The sequence below is a fragment of the Arthrobacter sp. Soil_C_49 genome (genome assembly GCF_057656635.1).
Genome location: NZ_JBDGJZ010000001.1, coordinates 147,454 through 165,405 on the forward strand (window position 1 = coordinate 147,454; position 17,952 = coordinate 165,405).

Sequence of the window (17,952 nt, forward strand, 5' to 3'; positions counted from 1 at the left end):
CCAGCAGGCAGCACCACCCGAAGCCCCGGCCGGTCACCGACCAGCCGGGGCTTCGGCTTTGCATTTGCGCTTTGCAGGTGGGTCTGGTCATGCGGACCGAGGCGTTAGAGTTAAACGGCATGTCTACCACCCGAAGGAGGGGTCATTGGGAATCTTGGACACCATCCGGAATCCGCAGGACCTGAACGAGTTGTCCGAAGAACAGCTGAACCAGCTGGCTTCGGAGATCAGGGATTTCCTGATCACAAACGTCTCCCAGACGGGCGGCCACCTCGGACCAAACCTCGGCGTCGTGGAACTCACGCTGGCCGTGCACCGCATCTTCGACTCGCCCCGTGACAGCATCGTCTTTGACACCGGGCACCAGTCCTACGTCCACAAACTCCTGACCGGGCGCCAGGACTTCAGTACCCTCCGGCAGGAAGGCGGCCTCTCCGGCTACCCCGACCGGACCGAGTCCGAGCACGACATCGTGGAAAGCTCCCACGCCTCATCCTCACTGTCGTGGGCTGACGGGATCTCCCGTGCCCGCCAGCTGACCGGCGAGGCCGACCGGCACGTCGTCGCCGTGGTGGGCGACGGCGCACTGACCGGCGGCATGGCCTGGGAAGCCATCAACAACATTGCGGCGGACAAGAGGCGCCGCGTGGTCATCGTCGTTAATGACAACGGCAGGTCCTACGCCCCGACGGTCGGCGGCTTTGCCGACTACCTCGCCTCCCTGCGTCCCACCATCGATTCCTTCCGCGCCGCCCCGGCCTACGAACGCGCCCTGGACTGGTGGAAGAAGAAGCTGCAAAACGGCGGACCCGCGGGCCAGTTCACCTACAAGAGCCTGCATGCCATGAAGAAGGGCATCAAGGACTGGTGGGCCCCGCAGGGCATGTTCGAGGACCTCGGCATGAAGTACATCGGTCCGGTGGACGGCCACAACCTCCAGGCCATGGAGCACGCCCTGTCCACGGCCAGGAATTATGCCGGCCCGGTCATTGTCCACGCCATGACTGAAAAGGGGCACGGGTACGCTCCGGCGCGTGCGCACGAGGCTGACCAGTTCCACGCCGTCGGCATCATCGACCCCGAAACCGGCGAGCCCACCGGTACGGCCGGCGCCAAATCCTGGACCTCCGTCTTTGCTGACGAAATCGCCGCCATCGCCGATGAACGCAAGGACGTCGTGGGCATCACCGGCGCCATGCTCATCCCCGTGGGCCTGCACAAGTTCGCCGCCCGGCACCCGGACCGCGTGATCGACGTCGGCATCGCCGAACAGCATGCGCTGACCTCGGCGGCCGGCATGGCCTTCGGCGGGCTTCACCCCGTGGTGGCCGTCTACGCCACCTTCCTCAACCGTGCCTTTGACCAGCTCCTGATGGACGTCGCCCTGCACAAGGCCGGCGTCACCATTGTCCTGGACCGCGCAGGCGTCACCGGTCCGGACGGCGCCAGCCACCACGGCATGTGGGACATGTCCATGGTCCAGATCGTCCCCGGCCTGCACCTGGCGGCGCCCCGCGATGCCAGCAGGCTGCGCGAGGAACTCCGCGAGGCAGTGGCCATCAGTGACGCTCCCTCGGTGGTCCGCTACTCCAAGGGATCAGTGGGCGCCGAAGTGGAGGCGCTCGAACGCCTGAGCGACGGCGTGGACGTCCTCTCCCGGCGGCCCTCGGGCTCCACGGAGAACGACGTACTGATTATCTCCGTCGGCGCCATGTCCGAGCTGGCACTGGATGTCTCCAACCGGCTCGGCGCGCAGGGCATCAGCACCACGGTAGTGGACCCTCGCTGGGTGCTTCCGGTTCCGCGGTCCATCATCGCGCTGGCATCCCATCACCGCCTGGTGATCTGCATCGAGGACGGTGTCCGCGCCGGTGGCGTGGGCTCCCGCATCCGCCAGGAAATGCGCGCCGCCGGTGTGGACACTGCCCTGAACGAGGTGGGCCTGCCGGTCGAATTCCTCGACCACGGAACCCGCAACCAGGTACTGGAACGCGTGGGGCTGACGGCCCAGCAGATTGCGCACGACGTCGTAGCCCAGGTCCTGGGGACAAAGGTCCCCTTTGCGCGTCCCCTGCCGGGCCAGCAGCATCCCACCACCGGCAGCCTTCCGATCCTGTGAGGGGAGAGGACCTACTGAAGTACCCGGGCGTTGTGGGGGAGCCTGCAGTAGAAAAGCATCCCGGGCCCGCACGTGAACCAGAAGCGCTTGAACCGGGCCACCTGGTGGTGGCCCGCAACCGTAAATGGAACGGTAAAGCGCACTGGGTTGTCCCCGGGCGCTACCTGGGCGAGGACCGGCACGGCTGGTGGATCTTCCAGGGAACCAACGAATTCTGCTCCCGGCCCGGTGCCGCGTTCTACACAAAGTCTGACGCGGTCCTCCTGATACCGCGTGAAGGCGACTGGGTGGCCACGTTCTACGACGACGCCCACCCCGGCGGCGTGCGGATCTACATCGACCTGGCCGTGGCGCACGAATGGAACCCCATCCGGCCCACCGTCACGGAATTCCACGTCATCGACATGGACCTGGACGTGGTGCGGACAGCAGAGCGGGGCGTGTTCATCGACGACGAGGACGAGTTCGCCGAACACCGCGTGGCCATGGACTATCCGGCCGCCCTGGTGGAATCCCTCGAGGCCTCCGCCGGACAGCTTTACCAGGCCGTGAAGGCGGAGCAGGCACCCTTCGACGGCACCGACGTTGAATGGTTTACAAAGGGACGGTTATGAGCGGAATTGTCAGGGTCTACAAGCGCGACGACGAGGGGACGCTCCACTTCCGGGAAGCCTGGTTCGATGAGGACTACGAGCAGTTCGTGATGAATTACGGAGTGGTGGGCCACCAGAGCAAGACCGAGGAAACTGACGTGCCGGATGCTGCGGCCGCCGAAGGACTCCTGGACGCTTTTGCGGTCCAGTGCGCCGAGGACGGCTACGCCGAGATCCCGGAGGAGGAGCAGTTCTGGGTGGTGGCCCAGTTCGCCCTCAAGACCAGGGAGGGCACCGAGCGGGACCGCTACCTGGAGGAAAAGGCCAAGGATGCGCTGATCAGCCACCTGGCCTGGCGGGGGCTTGGCACGGTGGAACGTACCGAGTTCACCGACTTCAAACTCAACATCTTCTGCCTCTGCCCTGAGGTCAACAAAGCCGTCAGCGCCATCAAGGTATGCGCGCGGAACGAGGACCTGGATTTCACCAAGCTCAGCATCGGCGCAGCCCCGCACAGCGATCCGCAGAACTTCAAGCTCAAGCACTCAGCAAAGCCCGCCAACACCTTCAGCCTTTAGGAGTTTCCGTGACCACCTACCGCCGCGTCGGAAAGTCCGGCCTGACCGTTTCCACGGTTGGCCTGGGCTGCAACAACCTCGGCCGGGCCAACACGCCGACCGAGTCGCAGGAGGCTACCGACGCCGTGGTCAACGCGGCGGTGGACGCCGGAATCACGCTGTTCGACGTTGCCGATACCTACGGCAGGGAACCCGGGCTCAGCGAAACGATGCTCGGCAAGGCGCTCGGTGCCCGGCGCGCCGACGTCGTGGTTGCTACAAAGTTCGGCATGGACATGAAAGGCGCCAGTGGCCCGGATTTCGGCGCCCGCGGTTCCCGCCGCTACATCCTCCAGGCGGTGGAAGCCTCGCTGCGCCGGCTGGGCACCGAATGGATCGACCTGTACCAGTTCCACACGCCGGACCCGCTGACCCCCATCGACGAAACCCTGTCCGTCCTGGACGCCCTGGTCACCAGCGGGAAAGTCCGCTACATCGGCCACTCCAACCGGGCCGGCTGGCAGATAGCGCAGGCGGAGTACGTTGCCCGTGAACTCGGCGGTGCACGCTTCATCTCCACCCAGAACCACTACAACCTCCTGGACCGGCGGGCTGAGCTTGAAGTCACCCCGGCGGCGGAGGAGTTCGGCCTGGGCGTCCTCCCCTATTTCCCCCTGGCCAACGGCCTGCTGACCGGCAAGTACGCCCCGGGCCACGCCCCGGAAGGATCGCGGCTCAGCCACACCCGCAAGAACATGGTCCACGACGCCGACTGGGACCAGCTGGGCAGGTTCAGCAGCTTCGCCCGGGAACGCGGCCTGAGCGAAATCCAGGTGGCCTTCTCCTGGCTCGCAGCCCAGCCCTCTGTTGCCAGCGTCATCGCCGGGGCCACCAGGCCGGAACAAGTGCGGCAGAACGCCGAAGCTGCGGACTGGATCCCCTCCGAAAAGGACCTCGCGGAGCTGGACAGCATTTTCCCCGCAGCGCCCAAGGTCGCGCTCTTCTAGGGCCGGCATGACCGCCTTCCTGCTGGACGTGGACACGGGCATCGACGACGCCCTGGCCCTCGCCTACCTTGCCGCCCTGCCGGACACGGAGTTCGTCTCCGTCACCGCCACGCCCGGAAACGTGGACGCGGACCAGGTGGCGCGCAACACCCTGGCATTGCTGGAGCTGTGCGGCCGCCCTGGAGTGGAAGTGGCCGTCGGCGCCCGTGAACCCCTCTCCATCCCTCTGCTGACCACCCCTGAAACCCACGGCCCGCAAGGCATCGGATACGCAGTCCTGCCTGACCCCGCGGGCGCTGTCTCGGCGCGGAACGCCGTGGACCTGTGGGTTGAGCACGCCCGGGCACGGCCGGGGGAGCTTACCGCCCTGATCACCGCACCGCTGACCAACTTTGCGCTGGCCCTGCGGAAGGAACCGAGGCTGCCCGAGTTGCTCGCGAAAGTCGTCATTATGGGCGGCAGCTTCTACCACCAGGGCAACACCACGCCCACCGCGGAGTGGAACACCCATGTTGACCCGCACGCGGCCAAGGAGGTCTACGCCGCCTTCCAAGGCATGCCCCAGGAAAGGCTCCCCATCGTCTGCTCCCTGGACACCACGGAGCGGATGGAACTGCACCCTGACCATGTCCGGCAGCTGGCGGAGGCTGCCGGTGCAACAGTTCCCGAACTGGTCCTGCCAGACCAGCCGGAAGGCCTGCGCAGCACCTCGGACAACACCCTGGTGCGCCACTTGTCCGACGCCCTGCGGTTCTACTTCGAGTTCCACCGCCACTATGACCAGGGCTACCTGGCCCACGTGCACGACTACTTCGCCGCAGGCGTGGCCGCGGGCACCCTGGACTTCGAGACCCGGCCCGCCACCGTCGACGTGGAGACCGGTTCAAAGATGCTGATGGGCACTACTGTGGCCGACTTCCGCGGCCTCTGGGGAGTACCGCCGAATGCCCGCGTGGTGTCCGCGAACCATCCGGAAGCCGCCTTCCGGGAGCTGGTGTCCGCCGTCGGAAGCCTGGCACGGCGGCTGGGTTGAGACGGCGCGGTTGGGAGAGCACCGCGGTAGAATTGTCCGCGGACCGGACAGGCGCTGACTGCCTGCCGGCTGCTGCCGAGGTGACATAAGCAGTGCTTCCTCCGGCCCGGGCTTCCCGGGCCGTCCGTGCGCACCCTGAAGGAACCCCATGTCATCGCACTCCCTGACGTTGCCCGCCACGTCACCTGCCGCCGCCCGCAAACGCAGGTTGCTGGAAATCCTCGGTGCCCTGGCCATCGCCGGCACCTACCTCTACCTGGTCCTCAACCAGCCCACTGACATCACCGGCGGACCGGGAAGCGCCTCGGCCCTCATCGCACTGTCCGGTTTCCTGGCCGGCGCCATCCTGCTCATCGCGGCTGTCCTGCCCACCCTGCCGACGTCCACCCTGGTGCTGATTCCCGTCGCACTGGTGCTCAACATCGTCCTGGGCCAGTTCGTGGGCAGCACCCTGGTGCCGTTCTACCTTGACGCGATCGGCACCGTACTGGTGGCAGTCCTGGCAGGCCCGGCCGCAGGGGCGGCAACCGGCGCACTGAGCAGCATCGTCTGGTCCTTCTTCAACCCCACCGTGCTGCCCTTCGCCGCCGGGGCCGCGCTGATCGGCTGCCTCGCCGGCCTTGCCGCCCGCTACGGACTCTTCCGCCGCTTCTACCTGGCACCCGTGGCCGGATTCGTCACCGGCATCATCGGCGGAGTGGTCTCCGCCCCGGTGGCCGCCTTCGTCTTCGGCGGCACCTCCGGCGTTGCCACCGGTGCCATCGTGAGCGCCTTCCGCTCCATGGGGGACAGCCTCCTGGCAGCCATCACCAAGCAGGCCCTGATCTCCGACCCCATGGACAAAGCCATCGTGTTCGCCGCCGTGGCCTTGCTCATCTATGCCCTTCCCCGCCGCGCGAGCCTGCAGTTCCCGTTTGTCCGGCGGCACCGCGTGCTGGCCGGCAAGGCTCCGGAACAGGACGCCTGACCGCCTCCTGATGCGTTTACATCCGCTGACCTCCCTGGCGGCAGCCGGCAGTACGGCAATCATTACGACGGCGGCAGCCTACCTGCCGCTGTCGCTCGCCGTGATCGCGGCGGCAGCGGGCCTCGCGGCCTGGGCCGGTACGTTCCGCAGGCTCCTGCCCGCGGCAGCTGCCATCCTGGTTCCGCTGTGCTTGTCGCTGCTGGTACTGCATGGCCTGTTTTTCCCGGAGGGCCGTACCGTGCTGGCCGAGTGGGGACCGGCGCGCGTAACCTCCGAGGGGCTCTCCTTCGCAGTCCAGCTGGCGGCCCAGCTTTCCGCCGCGGTCCTGGCCCTGCTGGCGTTCTCCTTCAGCGTGAGTGTTCCTGACCTGGTCGCGGCGCTATCGGCCAAAGGGGTACACGGGCGGTTTGCCTTCGTGCTGGCATCCACCCTCACCCTGCTGCCGGCCATCACCTCCCGGCTGGAGCGCATCCGCCAGGCCCAGGAAGCACGCGGGCTGGTGATCCGGCGCGGCATCCTGGCACGGACCGCGGTGTTCCGGCTGCAGGCAGTACCGCTCGTGTCTGCTTTGGTGGAGGACGCCGCAACCCGCGCTGCAGCCCTTGACGCCCGTGGTTTCGGCAGCACTGGCCCGCGGACCAGCTACCGCGATGTGCCGGACCGGCAGTGGGAGCGGTTCCTGCGGCTCGTCCTGGTGCTGGCCGCCGCCGCAGCGGTCGCTGCCCGATTGTTGCAGACGGGCACATAGGTGCAATCCGACACCGTCCTGGGTGCCGGCATCCGGAGCTTCGCTTTCCATGACGACGACGCGCCGGTCCTTCGCGACGTCCACATCTCTTTCGAACCCGGGACTCTGACGGCAATCCTGGGACCTTCCGGCAGCGGCAAATCCACCCTGGGCCGGCTCCTGGCAGGCTGGCTTCCGCCAGGACCGGGGGGACGGCTGCAAGGATGCCTGGCGCTTGCTGGGACCACACTGCAGTTCCAGGCCGCGCCAGATGATCCCCGCATCAACCCAGGACAGTGGGGCCGTCGGGTGGGTTTCGTCCCGCAGGACGCCTCGGCCATACTGTCTACTGTCCGGACCACCGTCGCCGAAGAACTGGCGTTCGGCCTGGAGAATGCCGGTATGGAACGGGTGCCCATGAGGGCTGCGGTGGAACGGACGGCCGTTCTGCTTGGCCTGAGCGGGCTGCTGGACCACCACCCGGACACACTCTCGGGCGGCCAGCTGCGGCGGCTTGCCATCGGGTGCGCAGTGATTTCAGAACCCGACGTGCTCATCATGGATGAGCCCTTCGCGTCCCTGGATGCAGCGGGGGCGGATGAACTGACAAACCTGCTGGGCCCGCTCCTCAGGCGGGGGACCGCCGTCGTGATCCTCAGCCAGACGGTTGAGGAGGCGCTCCTCGCTGCGGAACGGTGGCTGGTGCTGGACGGCGGAACGGTGACGGCCAGCGGTGCGCCGGCTGAACTTACCGAAGCGCCTGGACGGCTGCCCAGCGGCATCCGATGGACCGGCACTGGTGGGATTGGCACCCGGCCGGAGACGCGGCAGCAGCCCCGGGCGAAGGTCCAGGACAAGATCGCCGCCCTGGAGCTCCGGAGCGTGGCCTTCGGGTACGCGGACAAGGCGGCGGGCGGCAGGAAAGCCCGGGCGGGCACTGGCGGGGCAGCGGTGGAAAAGCCGGAACAGGTGCTCCGGGGCATCGACCTCAAACTTATGCCCGGCGAGATCGTTGCCGTCACCGGACCGAACGGGGCGGGGAAATCCACCTTCCTGCGGCACCTCAACGGGTTGCTGCGGCCCACCTCCGGCTCCGTCCTGGTGCACGGCGGGGACATTGCGGGCCGGCCGGTGGGTGAGGTGGCGGCGGCCGTGGGCCTGCTGTTCCAGCACCCGCGCCACCAGTTGTTCGAACGGACGGCTGCGCGGGAGGTGCGGTTCGGCCTGGACCGGCGGTATGGCGCCAGTGAAGCGGCGGCCAGGACCGGGGCCGCTCTGGCTGCAGTCGGGTTGTCCGAGTCTGCGGACGCCCATCCCGTGGAGCTGCCGGCGTCCCGGCAGCGGCTACTGGCTCTGGCAACGGTCCTCGCCCGCAGGCCGGCGGTCCTGGCACTGGACGAGCCCACCGTCGCCTTGGACGGGGACGGGCTCCGGCTGCTGGACGCAGCGGTGAGGAACGCAGCCGCGGCGGGCGCCGCCGTCGTCCTGGTCACCCATGACGTGCCCTACGCGCGCTCGGTGGCGGACCGCCTGTTAATGCTCGGCGGCGGGCGGCTGGCACCGCACTGACCCGGACCGGGCGCGGCGGCCAGTATGCGCAAGGGCTCCGTCCGGAGGAACCGGACGGAGCCCTTGTGATGCTTCAGCTGTGGCGCCGGCCCTTTGGCGCTTTTTACACCTTCGCCGGGCTGTCCGCTGACCTGCGGGACGCCACGCCTGCGGGGAGGAAGCGCTTGCCGTTGACGCGTTCTGCGGCGCCCACCCGGTCAAGGTAGGGGGTGATGCCGCCCAGGAACAGCGGCCAGCCGGCGCCGAGGATCATGCAGAGATCGATGTCTTCGGGCCCCGCCACCACGCCTTCCGCCAGCATCAGGCCGATCTCCTCGGCGAGGGCATCCTGGGTGCGGCGCAACACCTCGTCAGCGGTGGAAGGGCTGGTGCCAAAGGACATCAGGGAAAGTGTGGATTCCGGGATCACCTGGCTGCCATCAGGCCCCGGAGCCCACAGGCCCTTGATGCCGTTATCGATGAGCTTTTGCAGATTGGCGGACACGGTGAAGCGGTCGCCGAAGGCTGCGTGCAGTGACTCTTGGACGTGCTGCGCCACGGGAAGGCCCACCATCGCGCCGAGGGTGAAGGGGGTCATGGGCAGGCCCATGGGGCGGAGGGCGTTGTCGGCCACGTCGGCGGGAGTGCCTTCATCGAAGGCCGCCGTCACCTCGCCCATCAGCCGCAAGAGGATCCGGTTGACCACAAAAGCGGCCGCGTCCTTGACCAGCACCCCGGTCTTCTTCAGGGCTTTGGCCAGTTCAAAGGCGGTGGCCAGCACGGCGTCATCGGTCCGCGGGGCGCGGACGATCTCCAGCAGCGGCATCACGGCCACGGGGTTGAAGAAGTGGAAGCCCACCAGCCGTTCGGGATGCTGGAGGTCCTCGGCCATGGCCGTGACAGACAACGACGAGGTGTTGGTGGCCAGGATGCATTCCGGGGTGACGATCCGCTCCAGTTCGGCGAACACCTGCTTCTTGACGTTCAGCTCTTCAAAGACCGCTTCGATCACAAAGTCCGCGTCGGCGAAAACGTCCTTCGACACCGAACCGGTCACCAGGGCCTTGGTGCGGTTGGCGGCGTCCGGGCTGATGCGCTGCTTGGCCAGGAGCTTGTCCACCTCGGCGTGGACGTAGCCCACGCCTTTGTCCACCCTGGCCTGGTCGATGTCCGTCATCACCACGGGAACTTTCAGCTGGCGGGCGAACAGCAGCGCAAGCTGGCTGGCCATCAAGCCTGCACCGACCACACCCACTTTGGTCACCGGGCGGGCCAGCTTGCGGTCCGGTGCGCCGGCAGGACGCTTGGACCGCTTCTGGACCAGGTCCAGGAAGGCGTACACGGTGGCACGGAATTCGTCGGTCTGCATCAGTTCGGCGAGCGTTTCGCATTCAAGTGCGGCGGACTCGGCCTGGGTCATGGTCCGGTTTGCTTCCATGATGTCCAGGACCTTGCCGGGAGCAGGGGCTGCGTTGGAGGTCTTAGCTTCCACCAGTGCCCGGCCGGCCGCCACCGCTGCCGACCAGCGCGCGGCCGTTTCCGGATCAGCCGGGTCGACGGCGTTGGGACGTTCCGCCGTCACCTCACCGGAGATGACTTTCCCGGCCCAGGCAAGGGACTGCTCGAGGAAGTCCGCCGGTTCGAACATGGCGTCAGCAATGCCGAGCGCGAAGGCCTGCGGGCCGGTGAGCGTCCGGTTGTTGCTGAGCGCCTTCTCGATCATGACCTTGACCGCGTTCTCCGGGCCGATGAGGCGAGGCAGGAGGTACACGCCGCCCCAGCCCGGAACCAGTCCAAGATAGGCCTCCGGCAGGGCCAGCGCACCTGCGCCGGTGGAAACAGTGCGGTAGGTGGACTGCAGGGCGACCTCCAGGCCGCCGCCCAGCGCAGCGCCGTTAATGAACGCGAAGCTGGGCACGCCGAGGTTGGCAAGTGTGTTGTACACGTCGTGGCCCAGCTGTGCCATCCACAGTCCGTGCTCGCGCTCTTCCAGGTTCTTGACGGCGGAGAGGTCGGCTCCGGCCACCAGGAAGTAGGGCTTGCCGGTCACGCCCACACCGACGATCTCGCCGCGACCGGCCCGCTCCCGGAGTGCCTCAAGTACCGTGCCCAGCTCCACCAGGGTGTTCGGACCCAGAGTGGTGGGCTTGGTGTGGTCCAGGCCGTTGTCCAGCGTGATGAGGGCGAAGGTACCGGGGCTGGGCTTGCCGGCCGGTGCCGGGAGCTCGATGTCCTGGACGTAGGAGTGCGTCGCGGTCTCGTGGGGGAACAGATCGGCAAGCTTGGTGAAATCTGCGGCGCTCATGCGGCTCCTTCGGAAACGGTTTCGGCGGCGGTGACGGTCCCGGCTTCGGACGACCCTGGCAGGGTTCCGCTGTAATCGGGGTGCTGCGGGTTCTCCCAAATCACTGTGGCTCCCATTCCCAACCCTACGCACATGGTGGTGATGCCGTACCGTACGGAGTGATCCTCCTCGAACTGGCGGGCCAGCTGGTTCATCAGCCGCACACCGGAGGATGCGAGGGGATGGCCCACCGCGATGGCACCGCCGTAGCGGTTGACGCGGGGATCGTCGTCGGCAATGCCGAAGTGATCGAGGAAGCTCAGCACCTGGACGGCAAAGGCTTCGTTGATTTCGAACAGGCCGATCTCGTCGATGGACAGGCCGGCGTTTCTTAGCGCCTTTTCGGTGGCAGGGACGGGGCCGATGCCCATCACTTCAGGCTCGACTCCCGCATAGGCGTAGCTGACCAGCCGCATCCGGACCGGCAGTCCCAGTTCGGCCGCGGCATCGGCGGACGCCAGGATGGCGGCGGTGGCGCCGTCGTTCAGGCCCGCGGCATTTCCCGCGGTGACGCGCCCGTGCGGACGGAACGGCGTACGGAGCGCTGCCAGGTCTTCCACCGTGGTGCCCGGCCGGGGCGGTTCATCAACGGTGTTGAGGCTCCAGCCCTGGCCCGGCTTCAGGGTGGCCACCGGAACCAGGTCCGGCTGGATTCGGCCATTTCGCCGGGCTGCATCAAATTTGGTTTGTGACGCCACGGCGTAGGCGTCGGTCCGGCCCTTGGTGATGGCAGGGAACCGGTCATGGAGGTTCTCCGCGGTGTTGCCCATGTTCAGCGCTGCCGGGTCCACCAGCCGTTCTGACATGAACCGCGGATTGGGATCTGCGCCCGAGCCCATCGGATGGTTGCCCATGTGTTCCACACCGCCGGCGATCACCACGTCATAGGCGCCGAAGCCGATGCCGCCGGCGGTGGCGGTGACGGCGGTCATGGCGCCCGCGCACATCCGGTCGATGGCAAAGCCGGGCACGGTCCTGGGAAGTCCCGCCAGCAGGGCGGCAGTCCGGCCCAGGGTCAGGCCCTGGTCACCGGTCTGGGTGGTGGCAGCGATGGCCACTTCGTCAACGCGTTCCGGCGGGAGCGACGGGTTCCGGCGCAGCAGTTCGCGGATGCATTTCACTATCAGGTCGTCGGCCCGGGTTCCGGCGTAGATGCCTTTTTCTCCCGCCCGGCCAAAGGGGGTGCGGAGGCCGTCGACAAAAACGACGTCCCGGACAGTGCGCGCGGGTGCGCCGCTGCGCTCTCCGCTGTTGCGGGCTGTGCTCACGTGTAACTCCTCATCGAGACGTAGGCGCCGGTGCATGCCGGTATGCGGCAGGCAGCCAAGCGGCAATGCTCTCGATGTTACTCGCCAGTAACTTACCCGGCAAGGCCCCTCACCATGGGACGCTCTCTCACCTGATGTGCCTTTTTGGCCGGCGCTCTCTCACTTTCCTGAAGAAAGTGAGAGAGCGCTGGCAATATTCGCGCATTAAGTGAGAGAGCGTTGCAAAAAAGCACGCATTAAGTGAGAGAGCGTCAGACTTGCTATCCGGCGGCGGCGACGTCCGGCTTGGGCTCTTTGGCCGGAAGGGGCTGCGGATGGAGGAACGCGTCAGCAATCAGGGGCGCTGCCAGTTCCACCTGCCACTCGCGGGCACCCAACGCCCGGAGCTCGGCAGCGATGGAGGCCTCACTGGTCTCCGCCGGGGGCCGCCACGCTACGCGCCGCAGGTAATCCGGCGTCAGGAGGTTTTCCAGGGGGAGCTTCAGCTGGTCGGCCTTCTCCTGCAGCATGGGCCGTGCTGTGGCGAGGCGTGCGGCGGCTTCGGGATCCCGGTCGGCCCAGACCCGGGGCGGCGGTGGGGCGTTGGTAGCCAGGTGCAGCGGCGGAAGTTCCTCCAGGTCCCGGGCTGTGGCGATGCAGCGCAGCCAGCGGGGAGCCTCGCGTTGGGCTGCCCGGCCATGGAAGCCTTTGGTTCCCAGCAGCTGCGGCACCGTGGACGGCATCGCCTTGGCGGCGGCAACCAGCGCTGAATCGGGGATCAGCCGGCCCGGCGCCACATCCCTCTTCTGGGCCAGGGAATCGCGTTCCAGCCACAGCTCACGGACGGCGGCCAGCTGGCGCCGGTCGCGGATCTGGTGAAGGCCGGAGGTTTTCCGCCAAGGGTCAACACGGGCGGGAGGAAGTCCGGCAGCCAGGATGGCGGCGAACTCCTGTTCGGCATACTTCAGCTTGCCGTCCGCTTCGAGGAGCTCGATGAGTTCTTCGCGCAGTTCGGTGAGGACCTCGACATCCAGGGCGGCGTACCGCAGCCACGGCTCGGGAAGGGGCCGGGTGGACCAGTCCGCCGCGGAGTGCTCCTTGGCGAGTCCGAAACCCAGCAGCTGTTCGATGACGGCGGCAAGTCCCACCCGGGGCAGGCCGGCCAGGCGGGCGGCGAGTTCGGTGTCGAAGAGCTTGTCCGGCCACATGCCGAGTTCGTGCAGGCAGGGCAGGTCCTGGCTGGCGGCGTGCAGGATCCACTCAACGCCGCGCAGGGCCTCGTTGATGATGTCCAGGTTGTCGAAGGGTTCGGGGTCGATCAGCCAGGTCCCGGCACCTTCGCGGCGGATCTGGACCAGGAACGCGCGTTGTCCGTAGCGGAAGCCTGAGGCACGTTCGGCGTCCACGCCGGCCGGTCCGGTACCGGCGGCGATGGCGGCTGCGCACCGCTCCAGCCCCGCCTGCGTTTCGATGACCAGAGGAACGCCGTCGCGGGGCGAATCGAGTTCAATGATCTGGGGGATGGGGGCGTCGAAGCCCTCCACCGTGATGTGGGGTGCTGTATCAGCAGCCGGGACGCCGGCCGTGGTGTTTTCCGGAATGTTAGGGGTCATGATGCCTTCAGTTTACCGGCCGGCCGCTTCCGGGCTGCCGCCGGAACGCTGCCGCGCTTTCGCCCCGCGCCTGGCCGCATGCCACGGCGCTAGTTCCGGCGCCGCTGCGGCAGCGGGGTGACGCCGTCGGGAAGTGGCGGAAGGCCGGCAAAGGTGCACACCATGTCTGACCAGGCCTCGAGGTGGGCGGTGACATCGGAGGTGGCCGGAGTCCAGGAAGCCCGGAGTTCGATGTCGATGGATCCTGGCCTGTCCGCCAGCGTTCCAAAGCTCTCGGAGAGGACACGGGTGGCAGTGCCACCGGCGGCGCGGTAGGGCGCTTTGTGGTTTTCGAGCGCCTCCACCAGCCAGGTCCACGCCACCGTTCCCAGCATCTCGTCATTGCCCATCTCCGGCTCGAGCTGCGCCCGGATATAGGTAACGATGCGGAACTCACCGTCCCACACCGCCGAGCCCTCGGGGTCGTGGAGCAGGATAAAGCGCCCCGTGGCCAACTCTGTCTCGTCGTCGTCCGCTGTTCCTGAGGCAGCAGCCAGCGCCATGGCGGCAGGGCCGTGCAGGGGAGTAGCGGCCGCGTTAGGCCCTGGCGCGAGGACCTCTGCGCCCAGCGCTACGGCAAAAGGCGCCAGGCGTGCCGGCGCGGGGATCTCCGCAAGGCGGAGTTCCCCGCGGCACCGGGCTTTCCTGAGGGTTCCCAAGGCGTGGAGAAATTCCGGGGGAACCTGGTCAAGTGCGTTCACCTTCGCAGGTTACGCAACCGGGCCGGGGACGGCGGGAAGGCTCGCCGTCGCCGCGCTACTAGCTCGCCGTCCCGCTTCGGTAAGCGCGAAGCTCGCGCCTGATGGCATCGGCAAAGGCATCGATATCCTCCTCGGTGGTATCGAACGAACACATCCAGCGCACCTCCCGGGCGGCCTCGTCCCAGTCGTAGAAACGGAAGGACTGCCGCAGCCGGTCCGCCACACCCTCGGGAAGGATGGCAAAGACGCCGTTCGACTCGGTTTTTTGCGTGGGCTGCACGCCGTCAATGGTGTCGACGGCGGCGCGCAGCCTGGCTGCCATCGCGTTGGCATGCGAGGCGGAGCGCAGCCAGAGGTCCCCCTCCAGGAGGGCAATGAACTGGGCCGACATAAACCGCATCTTGGACGCCAGCTGCATGTTCATCTTGCGCAGGTACACCAGCCCGTGCGCCGCCTCCGGGTTCAGGGCCACCACTACTTCACCGAACAGCAGCCCGTTCTTGGTGCCGCCGAAGGAAAGGATGTCCACGCCGGCGTCGCGCGTGAACGCCCGCAGGGGGACCTGAAGGTGGGCCGCCGCGTTCGCCAGCCGGGCACCGTCCATGTGCAGCTTCATGCCCTTGGCATGCGCGTGATCGGCGATGGCCCGGACTTCTTCGGGCGTATAGCAGGTGCCCAGTTCAGTGGTCTGGGTGATGGAGACGGCGAGCGGCTGGGCGCGGTGTTCGTCGCCCCAGCCCCAGGCCTCCCGGTCGATCAGTTCAGGCGTGAGCTTGCCGTCCGGGGTGGGGACGTGCAGCAGCTTGATGCCGCCGATGCGTTCCGGTGCGCCGTTTTCGTCCATGTTGATGTGGGCGGTGGAGGCGCAAATCACCGCGCCCCAGCGGGGAAGCAGCGACTGCAGGGACAGGACATTGGCGCCCGTGCCGTTGAAGACCGGGAAGCTCTCGATGCCGGCGCCAAAGTGGCCTTCCAGCACTTCCTGCAGCCTGGCGGTGTACTCGTCTTCGCCGTACGAAACCTGGTGGCCGTCATTCGCCGCGGCCAGCGCTGCGAGGACCTCAGGATGGACGCCCGAATAGTTGTCCGAGGCGAACCCGCGGACGTTGGGATCGTGCAGCCGGATCCCGGCGGCAGTTTCTGCTGTTGTGGTCATGGCTTTGGTCACGCTTTCAGTCTAAGTTCAGTCGCGGGCGCGCTGGTCGGCCAACCGGAGGCGGGTGCCGTTCAGCTGGTCAGCGGGGGCTTCGAAGAGCCCGACGACGGCCCGGGCGAGGTCTTCCACGTCCGTGGCGCCGGGGAAGCTGCGTTCGGGCTGGCTGCGGCGCATCGCGTCGTCCACCAGGGCTTTGACCACGAGGACGACGGCGGCCGGTCCGGTGCCGGAGTCCGCTCCGGGGTTGTTGCCGGCCGCCCGGCGGAAGCCGTCGGCCACGGCCATGGTCCAGGCCTCGGCAGCGGCTTTGGCGGCGACATAGCTGGCGGAAGCCGCTGCCGGTTTTTCCACCGCGGTGGAGGAGACCATGGCGAAGCGGCCACGGGGCGAGGCGGCAATATCGTCGTAGAACACCCGCGTCACATTCCGGAGCGTGGTGATGGCGCCCCGTTCCAGGAAGTCCCAGTCCTCATCGGTCTGGTCCGGGATGCCTTTGGCTCCGCGCCAGCCGCCCACCAGGTGGATCACGGCATCAATGGTGTTGGTCTTGCCGTCTCCGCCGGTTGCGCCCACATCAGTCCGCAACTGCCGAACGTCCGCCAAAGCCCCGAGGTCGCACACAAGCCCGGTGACGCCGTCGCCCGCCTCCTGCGCTGCCGCCTCGATCCTTTTCTGGTCCGAACCGACCGTAAACACGCGGTGGCCTGCCTGGTGCAGCGCGCGTGCAACGGCGATGCCCGATGCCCCGCTGCCGCCGGTCACCAGGATGTTCAGCTGTGCGGCCTCCGTGGAAGGCGCTTCCGGCAGGGATTCAGCTGTTGCCGGTCCCTCCGTCACAGCGCGGAGGCTCCGGTGATTCCGGCGGTGGATTCGATCACGGGGCGCATCTTCTTCTCCAATGCTTCGTAGAACATGGACAGCGGGAACTCGTCGTCCAGCACCTGGTCGGTCAGCCCGCGGGGCGGCCCGGCGAGTGCCAGCGCTTCAGGACCCTTGGCCCAGGCTGATGCCGGGTTAGGGGTAACGGTAGCGGAAATAAGCTCGTATGCGGCGAGCCAGTGGGCGGTCTTGGGCCGGTCGATGGAACGCCAGTACAGCTCATCGATGCTGGCTCCCAGGGCGATGACGGCATCGGCCACCTCGTCCCAGTCGATGGTGAGCCGGGTGTCGGTCCAGTGCAGGACGTGCTGCTGGTGCAGCCAGGCGAAGAGCAGTTGGCCGCCGAGGCCGTCGTAGTTACGGACGCGGCTGCCAGTGATCGCAAAGCGGAAAATCCGGTCGAAGATGATGGCGTACTGCACGAGCTTGGCGTGGCGGCGCGCGTCCGGATCGGCGTCGTCGTCTTTTTCGATCCGCACTGATTCGCGGAAGGCGGTCAGGTCGCAGCGCAGTTCCTCGAGTGAGTACAGGAAGTACGGCATCCGCTGCTTGATCATAAAGGGATCGAAGGGAAGGTCGCCGCGCATGTGGGTCCGGTCGTGGATGAGGTCCCACATCACAAAGGTGGCCTCCGTCAGGTCCTGGTCGGCGAGGAGTTCCGCCGCTCCTTCGGGCAGTTCCAGGCGGGTGGTTTCGGCGGCGGCCTTGAGCACGCGGCGGAACCGGGCGGCTTCCCGGTCGGCGAAGATGGCGCCCCAGGTGAACGTGGGGGTTTCGCTGACGGCGACGGTTTCCGGGAACAGTACTGCGGAGTTGGTGTTGTAACCGGCGGTGAAGTCCAGGAAGCGGATGGGGACGAACAGTTTGTTCGAGTACTCCGCGGCTTCGAGTCCGGCGATGAACTCCGGCCAGATCACTTCGATCAGGACGGCCTCAATCAGCCTGTTGCTGCTCCCGTTCTGCGTGTACATGGGGAAGACCACGAGGTGCTGGAGACCGTCCTGGCGCTGTTCCTGCGGCTGGAAGGCCAGCAGCGAGGACAGGAAGTCGGGGACCGTGAAGCCTTTGGCTTCCCAGGTGCCAAAATCGGCGCAGACCGCATCCAGATAGGCAGCGTCGTGCGGGAAGGCGGGGGCCAGGGCGCGCACCGCGTCAACGATGTTCCCCACGTGCAGGGATGCTTCGGCATGGTTGGCCGGGTCGGGAATGGAGCCGTCCTTCACCTGGAGCGCCTGGAGGGCCGTGGCGGCGGCCTTGAGCCTGGCCCAGTCCTGGTTTTCTGCGGAAATCCCGGTGGGAGCGGTGATCAGTGTTTCGGTCATCGTCGGCGCCTTTCTGGTTGCTTGCTATCTATGGCGAGCGTAGCAAGCAACCAGCAGGACTAATCAGAAAAGCGGCCTACCGTAAGAAAAGCTTTTCCTT

Annotated in this window: 15 protein-coding genes; 8 read left to right on the top strand and 7 right to left on the bottom strand. The window is 67.2% G+C overall.

The genetic code is table 11. The annotated features are described in order from the left end of the window. Positions 1-145 precede the first annotated feature (145 nt). The 8 genes from dxs (at position 146) to AC3A4Z_RS00675 (ending at position 8,572) form a co-directional block, all read left to right on the top strand. Positions 146-2,119 (top strand): 1-deoxy-D-xylulose-5-phosphate synthase, encoded by a 1,974-nt coding sequence (gene dxs, locus AC3A4Z_RS00640; protein ID WP_498709368.1) that lies wholly within the window; start codon positions 146-148, stop codon positions 2,117-2,119. After that, entirely contained in the window at positions 2,116-2,733 is a 618-nt protein-coding gene (locus AC3A4Z_RS00645; protein WP_498709369.1) for a DUF402 domain-containing protein, read from the top strand. Before dxs ends, AC3A4Z_RS00645 begins: the two co-directional genes overlap by 4 nt. Further along, complete coding sequence (locus AC3A4Z_RS00650; RefSeq protein WP_498709370.1) at positions 2,730-3,290, top strand: hypothetical protein; 561 nt, start codon at positions 2,730-2,732, stop codon at positions 3,288-3,290. Before AC3A4Z_RS00645 ends, AC3A4Z_RS00650 begins: the two co-directional genes overlap by 4 nt. An 8-nt stretch (positions 3,291-3,298) precedes the next feature. Further along, positions 3,299-4,276 (top strand): aldo/keto reductase, encoded by a 978-nt coding sequence (locus AC3A4Z_RS00655; protein ID WP_498709372.1) that lies wholly within the window; start codon positions 3,299-3,301, stop codon positions 4,274-4,276. A 7-nt stretch (positions 4,277-4,283) separates the two neighbouring features. Continuing rightward, positions 4,284-5,309 (top strand): nucleoside hydrolase, encoded by a 1,026-nt coding sequence (locus tag AC3A4Z_RS00660; protein WP_498709373.1) that lies wholly within the window; start codon positions 4,284-4,286, stop codon positions 5,307-5,309. A 148-nt stretch (positions 5,310-5,457) separates the two neighbouring features. Beyond that, positions 5,458-6,276, top strand: coding sequence for an ECF transporter S component (locus AC3A4Z_RS00665; RefSeq protein ID WP_498709374.1), 819 nt, complete (start codon positions 5,458-5,460; stop codon positions 6,274-6,276). A gap of 10 nt (positions 6,277-6,286) precedes the next feature. Next, complete coding sequence (locus AC3A4Z_RS00670; protein ID WP_498709375.1) at positions 6,287-7,024, top strand: energy-coupling factor transporter transmembrane component T family protein; 738 nt, start codon at positions 6,287-6,289, stop codon at positions 7,022-7,024. Next, positions 7,025-8,572: an ABC transporter ATP-binding protein gene (locus AC3A4Z_RS00675; RefSeq protein ID WP_498709376.1), complete on the top strand. Its 1,548-nt coding sequence runs from the start codon at positions 7,025-7,027 to the stop codon at positions 8,570-8,572. Between the two features lie 103 nt (positions 8,573-8,675). Here the strand turns inward: AC3A4Z_RS00675 and AC3A4Z_RS00680 are convergent, their stop codons facing one another. The 7 genes from AC3A4Z_RS00680 to AC3A4Z_RS00710 all read right to left on the bottom strand — a co-directional run bounded on the left by AC3A4Z_RS00680 (position 8,676) and on the right by AC3A4Z_RS00710 (position 17,852). Continuing rightward, positions 8,676-10,856, bottom strand: coding sequence for a 3-hydroxyacyl-CoA dehydrogenase NAD-binding domain-containing protein (locus tag AC3A4Z_RS00680; RefSeq protein ID WP_498709377.1), 2,181 nt, complete (start codon positions 10,854-10,856; stop codon positions 8,676-8,678). Continuing rightward, complete coding sequence (locus AC3A4Z_RS00685) at positions 10,853-12,163, bottom strand: thiolase family protein (RefSeq protein ID WP_498709378.1); 1,311 nt, start codon at positions 12,161-12,163, stop codon at positions 10,853-10,855. Before AC3A4Z_RS00685 ends, AC3A4Z_RS00680 begins: the two co-directional genes overlap by 4 nt. Before the next feature lie 260 nt (positions 12,164-12,423). After that, a complete protein-coding gene (locus AC3A4Z_RS00690) occupies positions 12,424-13,755 on the bottom strand; it encodes an HRDC domain-containing protein (protein WP_498709379.1) in 1,332 nt (443 codons plus the stop codon). Positions 13,756-13,844: 89 nt separating this feature from the next. Then, positions 13,845-14,495 (bottom strand): DUF3000 domain-containing protein, encoded by a 651-nt coding sequence (locus tag AC3A4Z_RS00695; RefSeq protein WP_285250900.1) that lies wholly within the window; start codon positions 14,493-14,495, stop codon positions 13,845-13,847. Between the two features lie 58 nt (positions 14,496-14,553). Beyond that, positions 14,554-15,651 carry a threonine aldolase family protein gene (locus tag AC3A4Z_RS00700; RefSeq protein WP_498710042.1) on the bottom strand — a complete coding sequence of 366 codons (1,098 nt, stop codon included), beginning with the start codon at positions 15,649-15,651 and terminating at the stop codon, positions 14,554-14,556. 27 nt (positions 15,652-15,678) lie between these two features. Beyond that, complete coding sequence (locus AC3A4Z_RS00705) at positions 15,679-16,458, bottom strand: SDR family oxidoreductase (protein WP_498710044.1); 780 nt, start codon at positions 16,456-16,458, stop codon at positions 15,679-15,681. A 26-nt stretch (positions 16,459-16,484) separates the two neighbouring features. Then, entirely contained in the window at positions 16,485-17,852 is a 1,368-nt protein-coding gene (locus AC3A4Z_RS00710; protein WP_498709380.1) for a DUF6421 family protein, read from the bottom strand. Between the last annotated feature and the right edge of the window lie 100 nt (positions 17,853-17,952).

Excerpts from the sequence above, each read along its gene's own strand:
- AC3A4Z_RS00710 (WP_498709380.1), bottom strand. The coding sequence starts at position 17,852 with ATGACCGAAACACTGATCACCGCTCCCACCGGGATTTCCGCAGAAAAC.
- AC3A4Z_RS00660 (WP_498709373.1), top strand. The coding sequence starts at position 4,284 with ATGACCGCCTTCCTGCTGGACGTGGACACGGGCATCGACGACGCCCTG.
- AC3A4Z_RS00690 (WP_498709379.1), bottom strand. The coding sequence starts at position 13,755 with ATGACCCCTAACATTCCGGAAAACACCACGGCCGGCGTCCCGGCTGCT.
- AC3A4Z_RS00700 (WP_498710042.1), bottom strand. The coding sequence starts at position 15,651 with ATGACCACAACAGCAGAAACTGCCGCCGGGATCCGGCTGCACGATCCC.
- AC3A4Z_RS00650 (WP_498709370.1), top strand. The coding sequence starts at position 2,730 with ATGAGCGGAATTGTCAGGGTCTACAAGCGCGACGACGAGGGGACGCTC.
- AC3A4Z_RS00680 (WP_498709377.1), bottom strand. The coding sequence starts at position 10,856 with ATGAGCGCCGCAGATTTCACCAAGCTTGCCGATCTGTTCCCCCACGAG.
- AC3A4Z_RS00665 (WP_498709374.1), top strand. The coding sequence starts at position 5,458 with ATGTCATCGCACTCCCTGACGTTGCCCGCCACGTCACCTGCCGCCGCC.
- AC3A4Z_RS00670 (WP_498709375.1), top strand. The coding sequence starts at position 6,287 with ATGCGTTTACATCCGCTGACCTCCCTGGCGGCAGCCGGCAGTACGGCA.